This window comes from Duganella kummerowiae (genome assembly GCF_053572355.1).
In genome coordinates this window covers 265,896-279,164 of sequence record NZ_JBKFEH010000014.1, presented here as the reverse complement: position 1 = coordinate 279,164, position 13,269 = coordinate 265,896, and the positions used below count along the sequence as shown (strand labels likewise).

General features: G+C 65.2%; 12 protein-coding genes. 6 read left to right on the top strand and 6 right to left on the bottom strand.

The window, feature by feature from the left end; translation table 11 throughout:
* Window positions 1-63 precede the first annotated feature (63 nt).
* Window positions 64-1,563, top strand: a complete 1,500-nt coding sequence (scpC, locus tag ACLB1G_RS19460; RefSeq protein WP_491628888.1) for a succinyl-CoA:acetate CoA-transferase ScpC — start codon at window positions 64-66, stop codon at window positions 1,561-1,563.
* On the opposite strand, the gene ACLB1G_RS19455 is transcribed toward scpC, so the two are convergent.
* On the bottom strand, window positions 1,530-2,573 hold the full coding sequence (locus tag ACLB1G_RS19455) for an alpha/beta hydrolase (RefSeq protein WP_491628887.1): 1,044 nt from the start codon (window positions 2,571-2,573) through the stop codon (window positions 1,530-1,532). The genes scpC and ACLB1G_RS19455 overlap by 34 nt on opposite strands.
* Window positions 2,574-2,656: 83 nt before the next feature.
* Between ACLB1G_RS19455 and ACLB1G_RS19450 the strand changes: the two genes are divergently transcribed.
* Together ACLB1G_RS19450 and ACLB1G_RS19445 are read left to right on the top strand one after the other, a co-directional pair.
* Entirely contained in the window at window positions 2,657-3,781 is a 1,125-nt protein-coding gene (locus ACLB1G_RS19450; protein ID WP_491628886.1) for a M14 family metallopeptidase, read from the top strand.
* Window positions 3,781-4,245, top strand: a complete 465-nt coding sequence (locus ACLB1G_RS19445) for a CYTH domain-containing protein (RefSeq protein ID WP_491628885.1) — start codon at window positions 3,781-3,783, stop codon at window positions 4,243-4,245. Before ACLB1G_RS19450 ends, ACLB1G_RS19445 begins: the two co-directional genes overlap by 1 nt.
* 53 nt (window positions 4,246-4,298) lie before the next feature.
* Here the strand turns inward: ACLB1G_RS19445 and ACLB1G_RS19440 are convergent, their stop codons facing one another.
* The 5 genes from ACLB1G_RS19440 to ACLB1G_RS19420 all read right to left on the bottom strand — a co-directional run bounded on the left by ACLB1G_RS19440 (window position 4,299) and on the right by ACLB1G_RS19420 (window position 11,146).
* Window positions 4,299-5,558, bottom strand: coding sequence for a DUF2863 family protein (locus ACLB1G_RS19440; RefSeq protein ID WP_491628884.1), 1,260 nt, complete (start codon window positions 5,556-5,558; stop codon window positions 4,299-4,301).
* Window positions 5,559-5,727: 169 nt separating this feature from the next.
* Window positions 5,728-8,439 (bottom strand): aconitate hydratase AcnA, encoded by a 2,712-nt coding sequence (gene acnA, locus ACLB1G_RS19435; protein ID WP_491628883.1) that lies wholly within the window; start codon window positions 8,437-8,439, stop codon window positions 5,728-5,730.
* An 83-nt stretch (window positions 8,440-8,522) separates the two neighbouring features.
* On the bottom strand, window positions 8,523-9,035 hold the full coding sequence (locus tag ACLB1G_RS19430) for a hypothetical protein (protein ID WP_491628882.1): 513 nt from the start codon (window positions 9,033-9,035) through the stop codon (window positions 8,523-8,525).
* Entirely contained in the window at window positions 9,032-10,039 is a 1,008-nt protein-coding gene (locus tag ACLB1G_RS19425; RefSeq protein ID WP_491628881.1) for an HpcH/HpaI aldolase/citrate lyase family protein, read from the bottom strand. The genes ACLB1G_RS19430 and ACLB1G_RS19425 overlap by 4 nt, the downstream gene beginning before the upstream one ends.
* Before the next feature lie 117 nt (window positions 10,040-10,156).
* Window positions 10,157-11,146 (bottom strand): malate dehydrogenase, encoded by a 990-nt coding sequence (locus ACLB1G_RS19420; RefSeq protein WP_491628880.1) that lies wholly within the window; start codon window positions 11,144-11,146, stop codon window positions 10,157-10,159.
* Between the two features lie 318 nt (window positions 11,147-11,464).
* Here ACLB1G_RS19420 and ACLB1G_RS19415 point away from each other — a divergent pair, with 318 nt between their 5' ends.
* From ACLB1G_RS19415 to sdhD, 3 genes are all read left to right on the top strand, one after another.
* Complete coding sequence (locus ACLB1G_RS19415) at window positions 11,465-12,268, top strand: GntR family transcriptional regulator (protein WP_491628879.1); 804 nt, start codon at window positions 11,465-11,467, stop codon at window positions 12,266-12,268.
* 208 nt (window positions 12,269-12,476) lie between these two features.
* Complete coding sequence (sdhC, locus tag ACLB1G_RS19410) at window positions 12,477-12,899, top strand: succinate dehydrogenase, cytochrome b556 subunit (protein WP_491628878.1); 423 nt, start codon at window positions 12,477-12,479, stop codon at window positions 12,897-12,899.
* On the top strand, window positions 12,899-13,267 hold the full coding sequence (sdhD, locus tag ACLB1G_RS19405) for a succinate dehydrogenase, hydrophobic membrane anchor protein (protein WP_491628877.1): 369 nt from the start codon (window positions 12,899-12,901) through the stop codon (window positions 13,265-13,267). Before sdhC ends, sdhD begins: the two co-directional genes overlap by 1 nt.
* Window positions 13,268-13,269 lie beyond the last annotated feature (2 nt).

The following is a 13,269-nucleotide window of genomic DNA, read 5'->3' as shown; positions in this document are numbered from 1 at the left end:
ATTTTAGTCATGCCAGGAATGTTTCTTGAATTCTATACTGATTCAAAAAAGCGAGGAGATTCCATGCATGACCTGACTGACCGTATCCGCAACCCGTCCCTGATGGACAAAGTCATGAGCGCCCGGCAGGCCGCCGCAATGTTTGAAGATGGCATGACCGTCGGCATGAGCGGCTTTACCCGCGCCGGCGACGCCAAGGCGCTGCCGCTGGCGCTGGCCGAACGCGCGCGGCAGGCGCCGCTGCACCTGACTTTGCTGACCGGCGCCTCGCTGGGCAACGACAGCGACGGCCTGATGGCCGCCAGCGGCGTGGTGGCGCGCCGGCTGCCATTCCAGAGCGACGCCACGCTGCGCCGCAAGATCAACGCCGGCGAGGTGATGTTCATCGACCAGCACTTGTCCGAGACGGCCGAACAGCTGCGTTCCGGCGACCTGAAGGCGGTCGATATCGCCGTGATCGAAGCGGTGGCGATCCGCGCGGATGGCTCCATCGTGCCCACCATGTCGGTTGGGAACTCGGCCAGCTTCGCGCAGCAGGCGCGCCGGGTCATCGTCGAGATCAACCTGAGCGCGCCGCTGGCGCTGGAAGGCTTGCACGACATTTACCTGCCCGAGGCGCGCGCCCATCGCGGCGCCATCCCGCTGACCGAGCCCTGGGGCCGCATCGGCGCCACCGCCATCGCGCTCGATCCGGCCCGGATCGCCGCCATCGTGCTGACCGACAGTCCGGACAGCCCTTCCAACGCGCTGCCGCCCGACCGGGAAACGGAAGCCATCGCGCGCCACGTGGTGGCCTTCCTGGAGGGCGAGGTCGAGGCCGGGCGCATGGGCGAGGAACTGCTGCCGCTGCAGGCCGGCATAGGCACCATCGCCAACGCCGTGCTGCACGGGCTGACCGGCTCACGTTTTCGCAACATGACCATGTATTCCGAGGTGCTGCAGGACAGTGCCATCGAGCTGCTCGATTCCGGCCAGCTGGCCATGGCCTCGGCGTCCTCGATCACGCTGTCGGCCGCCATGCACCGGCGCTTCATCGAGCATCTTGCCGATTACCGCGAGCGCGTGGTGCTGCGTCCGCAGGAGATCAGCAACCATCCGGAGATCGTGCGCCGGCTGGGCATCATCGCGCTCAACACGGCGCTGGAGTTCGACATCTACGGCAACGTCAACTCCACCCACGTGGGCGGCACCCACATGATGAACGGCATAGGCGGCTCGGGCGACTTCGCGCGCAATGGCCGGCTATCCATCTTCGTCAGCAAGTCGGTGGCCAAGGATGGCGCCATTTCCAGCATCGTGCCCATGGTGGCGCACGTGGACCATACCGAGCACGATGTGGACGTGGTGGCCACCGAATGGGGCCTGGCCGACTTGCGCGGCCTGGCGCCGCGCGAACGCGCCCCGCGCATCATCGAGCAGTGCGCCCATCCCGCTTACCGCCCGCAGCTACGCGCCTACTACCAGCAGGCGCTCGAGGGCGGCGGCCAGACCCCGCACGTGCTGGAGCAGGCGCTGGCCTGGCACACCCGCTACCGCGAGGCCGGCACCATGCTGGCCGCCTGACACCATCCCTGGCGCGCGGCCCAGTCCTGCAGCAGGGCCGGCCAGGCGGCCGGCGGCGTGCCGGGCTTGCCCATGCCCCAGCCATGGCCGCCGCTGCCGAACTGGTGCAGCTCGGCCGGCACCCCGGCCGCGCGCAGCGCCTGCATCAGCCGGCTGGCGTGCTGCGGCGCCGCGATGGGATCATCCAGCGCGTGCGCCAGGAAGGTGGGCGGCATGGCGTGATCGACCTGCAGCTCCACCGACCAGCGCCGGGCGCCGCCCGGATCGGCCGCCAGCAGTATCCTGCTGGCGTGGGTGGTGTCCAGCGGCGGCAGCATGGAAATCACGGGATAGAGCAGGGCGAGGGCGTCGGGGCGGGCCGACAGGCTGTCTGCCCCATCCTGCGGCGCGTACCAGCCGGCCTGCGGCTGCGCCGCCAGCATGCCGGCCAGGTGGCCTCCCGCCGAGAAGCCCAGCACGCCGATATGCGTAAAACTGCCCGCCAGGCCGGAACGCAGCAGCCGCAGGCCGCGCTGGGCATCCTGGAACGGCGCCAGCGGCGCGTTGCTCCAGCCCTCGGCCGGCAGGCGGTAAATCAATTCACAGGCGGTCACGCCCAGCGACTGCAGCCATGCAGCCGCCGCCGCGCTTTCCTTGCGCCGCTCCAGGTGGGCGTAGCCGCCGCCGCTGGCCAGCAGCACGGCAGCGCCGTTGGGACGGGCGGGGCGCCAGACCAGCAGGCGTGGCCGGGAGATCGCCGTCAGCGATCCGCGCAGCTCGCGTTCGGGCCCGCGCGGCCCCGGGCCGCCCGGGGCGCCGGATGGCCACAGCGGGATGGCGTCCGGGCCGTCCGCTACCAGGCTGGCCGAGGCCGCCTCCACGGCGGAGCCGCCCCCCGAGGTGCCGTCCGGCGGCGCGGCATCCGCTGCGGATGCACGCTGCGGCGCCAGCACCGACAGCGCCGCGGCGCCCGTGGCGGCAAGGAAGCCGCGCCGGTTCCAGTTCCGATTCCAGTCCCGCTTCCAGTCCATTCCCGCTCCCGCAAGGCCGATGTCCCATTGTAACGGCGCTGGTAAAATACGGGGATAGCAACCACCAGCAACGGAATCGCCACATGACCATCAAAATCAGCCAACATTTCGACTCCGGTGCGATCGAAGTGCTGCGCGCCGACAGCGCCGCCACCATAGAACTGAACCTGCGCAAGGACTCGCACGCCGATATCCACCAATGGTTCCACTTCCGCGTGCAGGGCGCGCGCGGCCAGCAGCTCACCATGCGTTTCCTGAACGCCGGCCAGGCCACTTACGCCAAGGGCTACGAGGATTACCAGGCCGTGGCCAGCTACGACAGCGAAAACTGGTTCCGGGTGCCGACCAGCTTTGACGGCCAGGTCATGACCATACGCCACACGCCCGACCTGGACAGTTGCTACTACGCCTATTTCGAGCCGTATTCCTACGAGCGCCATCTGCGCCTGCTGGGCGAGGTGGCGGAACATCCGCTGGCGCGCGTGCTGGACCTGGGCAGCACGGTCGATGGCCGCGACCTCAACCTGGTGGTGGTCGGCAAGCCGGAAGCGGAAAAGAAAATCTGGTTCATCGCGCGCCAGCATCCCGGTGAATCGATGGCCGAATGGTTCATCGAAGGCTTGCTCGACAGCCTGCTGGACGACGCCAACCCGGTGGCCCGCAAGCTGCTGCAGCGCTGCGTGTTCTACATCGTGCCCAACATGAATCCGGACGGTTCGGTGCGCGGCAACCTGCGCACCAACGCGGCCGGCGCCAACCTGAACCGCGAATGGATGACGCCCAGCGCCGAGCGCAGCCCGGAAGTGCTGTACGTGAAGCAGAAGATGCACGAGACCGGCATCGACATGTTCTTCGACATCCATGGCGACGAAGCGCTGCCCTACAACTTCGTGGCCGGCAATGAGATGCTGGAGAACTTCACCGAGCAGAAACGCGTGCGCCAGCAGAACTTCATCGAACGCTACAAGAACGCCAGCCCGGACTTCCAGGACAAGGTCGGCTACGCGGCCAGCAAGTACAAGGAAGACATGCTGACCCTGGCGTCCAAGTACGTGGGCCACCATTTCGGCTGCCTGTCGCTGACCCTGGAAATGCCTTTCAAGGACAACGCCGACCTGCCCGATCCGCAGGTGGGCTGGAACGGCGCCCGCAGCGCCAGGCTGGGCGCCGCCATCCTGCAGCCCATCCTGCTGTCGCTGGACGAGTGATGGGCGTCGAGATCGAGCGCAAGTTCCTGCTGCGCGGCGAGGCCTGGCGCACGCTGGGCGAACCGGTGCTGCTGCGCCAGGGCTATCTGTCCTCGCAGCGCGAACGGGTGGTGCGGGTACGCATCGAGGGCGGGCGCGGGGTGCTGACCATCAAGGGAGCCAACCAGGGCGCCAGCCGCGGCGAATGGGAATACGAGATTCCCGTGGCCGAGGCGGCCGAGCTGCTGGACCGGCTGTGCGAGCGGCCCCTGATCGAGAAGTACCGGCGCCGCATAGCGCACGGCGGCCATGTGTGGGAAGTCGACGAGTTCCTGGGCGAGAACGCCGGCCTGGCGGTGGCCGAGATCGAACTGTCGGCCGAGGACGAAGCCTTTGATAAGCCGGACTGGGCGGGAGAGGAAGTGACGGCAGATGTGCGCTACCTCAATTCCAACCTGATCAAGCACCCTTACACCGCCTGGTAGGCGGCATATGAAGAAACGCCTCGTCAGTGACGAGGCGTTTTGCTTGGGGATGCTTAGTGGAAGTGCTCGGTGCCGGTGGGCGCGTCCTCCGGCATTTCCGCATGCGCCAGCTCGCCGACCGGATCGGCAAACAGCGGCGCGCCGCAGTCGTCGCAGAATTCGACCACGTAACGCTCGCCGTGCTTCTTGATCTGGGTGATGCCGGCCTCGTTCAGGCAGGCGACGATCTCGTCCACCGGCGTGACCGGCTTCTGCAGCCCGCCACCGGGGACCGGGCCTTCCGGCGGCGTGCCTTCCTCGTCTTCCTGGCCGTACAGCGGCCATACCACGCCGTAGATCACGTCCTGCGCCTGGCGCTGGGTGAAGGAGATGCGGTATTCATCGATCTGGCCATCCGCGTTTTCCTCGCCGAAGCCGGCGATCACGGCGCGCAGGTCGGACGCTTCCACGCCCAGGGTATGGGTCAGGTAGTGCACGGCGGCGCGGATGGATACCGGACGTATCAGCTTGTCGGCCTCGCGGCAAGCCATGTAATAGGCTTCCGGCATCAGCAGCTCGATGCCGCAGCCCGGCATCAGCCGGGACAGGGTGGGCGTGACCTGGTTGCGCCATTGCTGCAGGGCGGTGGTGCGTTCCTCGACGTAGCTGGCCTGGTGGGCCGGCATCTGCCAGCGGAACAGCGGGCCGCCGGCCGGGGCCACCACGGCCGCCAGCAGGTAGCGGGTGTCGGCCAGGAAGGGCGCGGTGTCCGGAATCTTGGTGTCCGGCTTGATGGGCGCGCCCTTGAGCGCGGCCTGGGCCAGCTTGTGCACCTTGGAATAGGTTTCCACGTGGGTGCGCGGCAGCTGGTCTATCGAGTACAGCGTGGGCGACAGCGCCACCCTGGTGCCGTCGGCCAGCAGGTGGGCCGCGAAGTGGGCGGTCAGCGTGTTCAGCACGTCGGCCTGGATGGGGCCGGAGGCGATGGAAAACCGGGTCCAGGCCAGGATGGGCGCGGCCACCAGCAGCACGTCGTACTGCCGGCTTTCGCCATCCACTTCCTGCGTGATGGAACTCGATTCACTGACGGCTTCCACGCTGTCCATCAGCACGTCGTAGGCATTCAGGTCGAGCTTGAACAGGTTGTTGAGGGTGCTGTCTATGGTTTCCTGGTGGCCGGTCTTGAGGAGTTTCTGGAGGTGCGCATCGAGCGTGTGTTCCCAGGCCCGTTCCTCGATACGGCTGGCCGCCTGCCCGGCAGCCTGGGCGTAGGTGACGAGGCGCTGGCTCTCGGCAGACAATTTATGGGATGAATCTTTGGATGGACGACGCATGGCGCGGTGTAGCCTCTGTAAAGTGGTTCAAAACGGATCAGGCTAACAGATGATAACCCTGATGAACCGTATTGTAGTGGATTCGGCAAACGCGCGAAAAAAACGCCCTGTGGCGTCGCGGCGGCCTGGACCGTCGCATGCACACAGGGCGTGGTAGCCGGAAGCCGGATCAGGCGGCCAGCAGCTGGCGCAGCACGAACGGCAGGATGCCGCCATGCTTGTAGTAGTCCACTTCGATCGGGGTGTCGATGCGCAGCAGGACCGTGACGTCCTGGCTGCTGCCATCCTCGCGGTGTATCACCAGGGTGGCCAGCTGCTGGGGCTTGATCTCGCCGTCCAGGCCCTTCAGGTCGAAGGTTTCCTTGCCGGTGATGCCCAGCGACTCGACGCTGTCGTTGCCGATGAATTGCAGCGGCAGCACGCCCATGCCGACCAGGTTGGAGCGGTGGATGCGCTCGAAGGAGCGCACGATGACCGCCTTCACGCCCAGCAGCTGGGTGCCCTTGGCGGCCCAGTCGCGCGAGGAGCCGGTGCCGTATTCCTCGCCGCCGAACACCATGGTTGGGGTGCCTGCCGCCACGTACTTCATGGCGGCGTCGTAGATGGACAGCTGCTCGCCGGACGGCTGGTGGATGGTGATGCCGCCCTCGACGGCGGAACCGTCGGCCTTCGGCGGTATCATCTTGTTCTTGATGCGCACATTGGCGAAGGTGCCGCGCATCATGATCTCGTGGTTGCCGCGGCGCGAGCCGTAGGAGTTGAAATCGGCTTTCAGCACGCCGTGCTCCTTGAGCCATTTGCCGGCCGGGCCGTCTTCCTTGATCGAACCGGCAGGCGAGATGTGGTCGGTGGTGATGGAGTCGCCAAACACGCCCAGCGCGCGCGCGCCAGTGATGTTGGGATCGGTTTCCTTGGGCGTCATCTCGAAGCCGTCGAAGAAGGGAGGTTCGGCGATGTAGGTCGACTCAGGCCAGTTGTAGACCTGGCCTTCTGTGCTGGACACTTTTTCCCACAGCTTGCCCGGATTGCCCTTGACGTCGGCGTAGTTGGACTTGAACACCTTGGAATTCATGGCGAACTTCATCAGCTTGGCGATTTCCGCCGAGGTCGGCCAGATGTCGCCCAGGTAGACATCCTTGCCATCCTTGCCCTTGCCGACCGGCTCGGTCATCAGGTCGCGCGTGACGTTGCCGGCAATGGCGTAGGCCACCACCAGCGGCGGCGAGGCCAGGAAGTTGGCGCGGATATTCGGGTGGATGCGGGCTTCGAAGTTGCGGTTGCCGGACAGCACTGCGGCAGCCACGATGTCGTTGCTGGTGATGGCCGCGTTCAGCTCGGGTGTCAGGTCGCCGGCGTTGCCGATGCAGGTGGTGCAGCCGTAGGCGGTCACGCCAAAGCCCAGCTGTTCCAGGTAGGGCAGCAGGCCGGCGGCGGTCAGGTACTCGGTCACCACGCGCGATCCGGGCGCCAGCGAGGTCTTGATGTGCGGCGCCACGGTCAGGCCGGCTTCCACGGCCTTCTTGGCCAGCAGGCCGGCCGCCAGCAGCACGCTGGGGTTGCTGGTGTTGGTGCAGGAAGTGATGGCGGCGATCAGGATGTCGCCGTTCTTCACGTGCACGCCATTGGTGGTGGTGTAGCTGGCGGTCAGGTCTTCCGCCTTCTTGTTGAAGCCGTTGACGCTGGTGGGCTTGGAGAACAGCTCGGTGAAGGTGGACTTGACGTTGCCGATTTCGATGCGGTCCTGCGGACGTTTGGGGCCGGCCAGGGAAGGCGTGACCGTGCCCAGGTCCAGGTGCACTTCGCGGGTATAGTCGATCTGGCCGGCTCTCGGCACGCCGTACATGCCCTGGGCCTTGAAGTAGGCCGCGAAGGCGTCGATCTCGGCCTTGGTGCGGCCGGTGCCCTCGAAGTACTCGATGGTGGCGTCGTCTACCGGGAAGAAGCCCATGGTGGCGCCGTATTCGGGCGCCATGTTGCCTATGGTGGCGCGGTCGGTCACGGACAGCGATTCGGTGCCCTCGCCGAAGAATTCGACGAACTTGCCCACCACTTTTTCCTTGCGCAGCAGTTCGGTCACGGTCAGCACCAGGTCGGTCGCGGTGCAGCCTTCGCGCAGGGCGCCGGTCAGGTTGACGCCGATCACGTCCGGGGTCAGGAAGTACACGGGCTGGCCCAGCATGCCGGCTTCGGCCTCGATGCCGCCCACGCCCCAGCCCACCACGCCGATGCCGTTGATCATGGTGGTGTGCGAGTCGGTGCCCACCAGCGAATCCGGGTAGTACACGCCGCTATTGTCCTTGTGGACACCGCGCGCCAGGTATTCCAGGTTGACCTGGTGCACGATGCCGAAGCCGGGCGGCACCACGCCGAAGGTGTCGAAGGCTTGCATGCCCCACTTCATGAACTGGTAGCGCTCATTGTTGCGCTCGAATTCCAGCTTCATGTTCAGGTCCAGCGCCTGCGGCTCGCGGAAGTGGTCGATGGTGACCGAGTGGTCCACCACCAGGTCGACCGGCACCAGCGGCTCGATCTTCTTGGCGTTCACGCCCTGCTTGTAGGCCACGTTGCGCATGGCGGCCAGGTCGGCCAGCAGCGGCACGCCGGTGAAGTCCTGCAGCACCACGCGCGCCACCACGAAGGGGATTTCCTCGGTGCGCTCGGCGGTCGGGCCCCAGGCGGCCAGCTGCTTGATGTGTTCCTCGGTCACTTTCTTGCCGTCGCAGTTGCGCAGCACGGATTCGAGCACCACGCGGATGGACACCGGCAGGCGCGAGATGTTGAGGCCCAGGGCTTGTTCCAGGGCGGGCAGGGAGTAGAACTTACCTTTCTTGCTGCCCGAAATGGGGAATTCCTTGAGCGTGTTGAAAGTGTTGCTGGACATGACCTCTCCTTCGTTGGGTGTCGTGTAGTTTGAGGGTGGAACGTGGGTGGCGGACGCGGTAAGGTCGCCCGCCCGGGTGGGCGTTACAGCTTGCCGGCGCCGGCCTCGGCCTCGGCCGCACCCAGGTGCTGCTTCTGCTGCTCGGCGTCGCGGCATTCATTGGCCAGCTGGCGGTTCAGCTTGGAGTCCAGCAGCATGCCCTTGGCCGGGATGCCGATCCAGATCAGGCCATACAGCTTGTTCTCGAAGCGCAGCGCGCCGGTGGTGGTGCCGACCGCGGTCAGGCGGTGCAGCCGCTTTTTCCAGCGCAGGGCGATGTGCTCCAGGTCGTTGGCGTTGCGGTAGATGGTGATCTTGTTGCCCAGTTCGCAGTCGAACTCGGTGACGGTGGAATCGGTGACGACAGGCTCGTCCTCTTCCTCGTTCGGGGCCTTGGGCTCGGCGGGAGCAGCCTTCTTGGCGGCGGCCTTGGCCTTGGCGGTTTTGGTGGTCTTGGTCTTGGACTTGGTCTCGACTTCGGCGTGGGCGCCGGCGGCCAGGGTCAGGGAGGCCAGCGCGAGGCTGCAGGCCGCAATCAGTTTGGTCAGGGACGTCATAGGGCTTCCAATGGTTGGACGGTGGGGCTGGGGTGCAGCAGCGGCGCCACCGATTCCGGCAGTGGCAGGCCGGCCAGTTTGGCGCGCTGCAGAACGGTCCAATAATATCGGTAGCTGGCGCGGTCGTGCAAGCGGCCGCCGTGGGAAATCGGACCCCATTGCACGGCGGCGGCGTCGGCCAGGATGTGGGCCGCCTCGTTCACTTCCGACAGGCGCGGCGTGAAGGCCTTGATGATGGGCTTGATCTGGCTGGGGTGGATGCTCCACATGCGGGTGTAGCCGAATTCGGCGGCGGCGCGCTGGGCGTCGTTGGCGGCCACGGCCGGGTCCTTGATCTCGGTGGTCACGTTATGCGAGGGCACCTTGCCGTGCGCGTGGCAGGCGGCGGCGATCTCCAGCTTGGCGCGCACCACCAGCGGATGGCTGAACTGGCCCGGCGTGCGCATGGCGTTGCCGGGCACGGCGCCGTAGTGGGCCGAGACGAAGTCCATGATGCCGAACGACAGGCACTGCACCTGGGGCAGGGCGGCGATGGCGTAGGCGTCGCGCAGGGCGCCGTGGCTTTCGATCAGCACGTGCACCGGCAGGTCCTGGCGTCCGGCCTGTTGCGCATGCAGGTTGATGGTTTCGATGGCGCGCCGCACTTCCTCGACGGAGTCGGCCTTGGGCACCACCAGGTAGGCCAGGCGGGCGGCGGCGCCGGCGCAGATGATTTCCACATCGCGCTCGAAATGCGGGCTGTGCAGGTCGTGCACGCGGGCGCCGATGCGGTGATGGCGGTTGTCGTCGGAAGCGATCAGCCGGGCTACCAGCTGGGCGTGGGCTTGCTCATTGCCGGCGCTGGCGCCGTCCTCGCAATCGAGGGTGATGTCAAACAGGGGGCCAAGCTCTTGTTGCAAGGCGATCGATTTGCGCATCAGCTTTTCGGAGCCGGCGTAGTGGTCGCAGGCGGGCAGGAGCAGGGGCTGGCGATTGCCTTGGAATAAAACCTCGGAAGGATGCATGCTGGCGGTGGGGGCTGTTTCCGGCGTAGGAAGGTGAGAAGCCGCCGCGCTGCTCTCGGCTGCGCGGCGGCTGCGGCGGATCGGTGGCTGTACCGGTTCCACGGGGGGGGAGGAAGATTACGGCAGCAGGTGCTTGACGCCTTCGCGCTCTTCGGTCAGTTCCTTCAGGGTCAGGTTGATGCGCTCTTGCGAGAAGGCGTCGATTTCCAGGCCCTGGACGATCTTGTATTCGCCGTTTTCGGTGGTGACCGGGAAGCCGAACACGATGCCTTCAGGGATGCCGTAGGAACCGTCCGAAGGCACGCCCATGGTGGTCCACTTGCCGTTGGTGCCCAGTACCCAGTCGCGCACGTGGTCGATGGCGGCGTTGGCGGCCGAGGCTGCCGACGACAGGCCGCGCGCTTCGATGATGGCGGCGCCGCGCTTGCCCACGGTGGGCAGGAAGGTGTTGGCGTTCCATTCCTGGTCGTTGATCAGGTCCTTGACCGATTTGCCGTCCACGGTGGCGAAGCGGTAGTCGGCGTACATGGTGGGGGAGTGGTTGCCCCACACGGTCAGCTTCTCGATGTCCTTGACCTGGGTGCCGGTCTTGGCGGCCACTTGCGACAGGGCGCGGTTGTGGTCCAGGCGCAGCATGGCGGTGAAGTTCTTGGCCGGCAGTGACGGCGCCGACTTCATGGCGATGTAGGCGTTGGTGTTGGCAGGGTTGCCCACCACCAGCACTTTCACGTTGCGCGAGGCGACGGCGTCCAGCGCCTTGCCCTGCACGGTGAAGATCTGGGCGTTGGCTTCCAGCAGGTCCTTGCGCTCCATGCCGGGGCCGCGCGGACGGGCGCCGACCAACACGGCCACGTCGGCGTCCTTGAAGGCGGTCATCGGGTCGGAGTGGGCGGTCATCTCGGCCAGCAGCGGGAAGGCGCAGTCGTCGATTTCCATCATCACGCCCTTGAGCGCTTTCTGGGCCTTTTCGTCGGCGATTTCCAGCAGTTGCAGGATGACGGGCTGGTCTTTGCCGAGCATATCGCCGTTGGCGATACGGAACAGCAGAGCGTAACCGATCTGACCGGCGGCGCCGGTGACAGCAACGCGCATTGGGGTTTTAGCCATGATGAATCTCCAAATGTGGGAATAAAAACGTTCTGAAGCTGATCCTACGCTTGCTTGGTGAAACAGTAATCATACCAAACCGGCGCCGCTTGTTCACGGCCAGATGGGAGAATTGCCATCGTAGTTGACTTTGGCGCCGCGGGCACTATGCTTTTCCTCAGCATGGCGGCCATGCCGGCACCCGGGAAATCGCATGGCTGGGCAGTGTAGGTCGCCGGGTTCCGTCTGTCAATCCTATCTTATGTCTTATATAAGACAGATAAGTCATTGCATGTTTTTACTGGACGGAAAGGGTCTTTTGTGTTGAAATCGCGGTCTATGAATCCCGTCCCGCCCAACCAGACCCACCCTGTCGCAGCCCATGCGGGCGCTGCGACCGGCACTGCGGCAGGCGCGGCCAACCCGTCCCCAACCTTCTCCCCGCTGTACCAGCAGATCAAGGCCCTGATCACGCAAAGCCTGCAGTCCGGCGAGTGGAAACCGGGCGAGCTCATCCCCAGCGAGGTGGAACTGGCCAACCGCTTCAAGGTCAGCCAGGGCACGGTGCGCAAGGCCATCGATGAGCTGGCCGCCGAGAACCTGGTGCTGCGCAAGCAGGGCAAGGGAACGTTTGTCTCCACCCACCAGGAAGCGCGCGCCCAGTTCCGCTTCCTGCGCCTGATGCCGGACGAGGGCGTGCCCCACTATCCGGAAAGCCGCTTCCTGGAAGTCAAGCGCCTGCGCGCGCCGGCCGACGTGGCGCGCCTGCTGGAGCTCAAGTCCGGCGACGCCGTGGTGTTCGTCAAGCGGGTCCAGCATTTCGACGGCCGCCCCACCATCGTCGAGGAGCTATGGCTGCCCGGCGCCCTGTTCAAAGGGCTGACGGCGGAACGCCTGGTGGAATACAAGGGTCCCATGTATGCGCTGTTTGAATCCGAATTCGGCACCCGCATGATACGTGCCACGGAAAAGATACGCGCCGCCGGCGCCGACGAGGGTGCGGCCGCGCTGCTGCAGCTGGCCCCCGGCACCCCGCTGCTGGCGGCCGAACGCCTTTCGTACACCTACGGCGACAAGCCGGTCGAGCTGCGCCGCGCGCTGTACTCGACCGCGCAGCACCACTACCACAATGAGCTCAGTTGAGGAGACGGCGGCGCTGCGCCGCACAAAAGAAACCGTCATCGGGCGGTGATAATGTTGTGCCAATAATACGTTAACGATTGGCAATCAATGCCAAAAATGGTGTCGCAGAACACTATTTTGGTTATATGTAAGAATACATATTGGTTATACCTGCGGAAATCGGCGAAAATCGCAGTCTCATTTTTGTTTAGCTTAGGGAGGTCTTGTTATGTCTGAAGCCGTGCGAGGAGCACCAAAAAAAGAACGGCCTGAGTTCCGTAACATACACGTTACTGAATTGTCAAATTACCGTATGCCGCTGGCTGCCATCGTGTCCATCTTGCACCGCATCAGCGGCTTCCTGATGTTCGCCCTGCTGCCGTTCGCGCTGTACCTGCTGGAACAGAGCCTGCGCTCGGAAATCTCGTTTGAATACTATCGCGGCTTCATCACCTACCCGCTGGTCAAGCTGTTCATCCTGGCCCTTGTGTGGGGCTACTTCCAGCACTTCTGCTCCGGCGTGCGGCACCTGGTCATGGATGCCCACATCGGCCTGGACAAGGATTCCGCCCGCAAGACCTCGGCCACCGTGCTGGTCATCAGCGTTGTGCTGACCCTGCTGGTCGCCCTCAAACTGTTTGGAGTGTTCTAATGGCTAAAAATAACAACATCGGCCCCAAGCGTCTGGTGGTCGGCGCCCATTACGGTGTCAAGGACTGGCTGGCGCAGCGCGTCACCGCCGTCCTGATGGTGGCCTACACCGCCGTGCTGCTGATCGCTTTCCTCAGCGGCCAGAACTTCACCTATGAAGGCTGGGCTGGCCTGTTTGCCCAGCAATGGTTCAAGCTGTTCAGCGCCGTCACCCTGGCCGGCCTGTTCTACCACGCCTGGGTCGGCGTGCGCGACATCTGGATGGACTACGTGAAATCGGTCGGCCTGCGCCTGGCCCTGCAATTCATCACCATTCTGTGGCTGATCGGCTGCGCCGTGTGGTCGGTGCAAATACTCTGGAGTGTGTAATC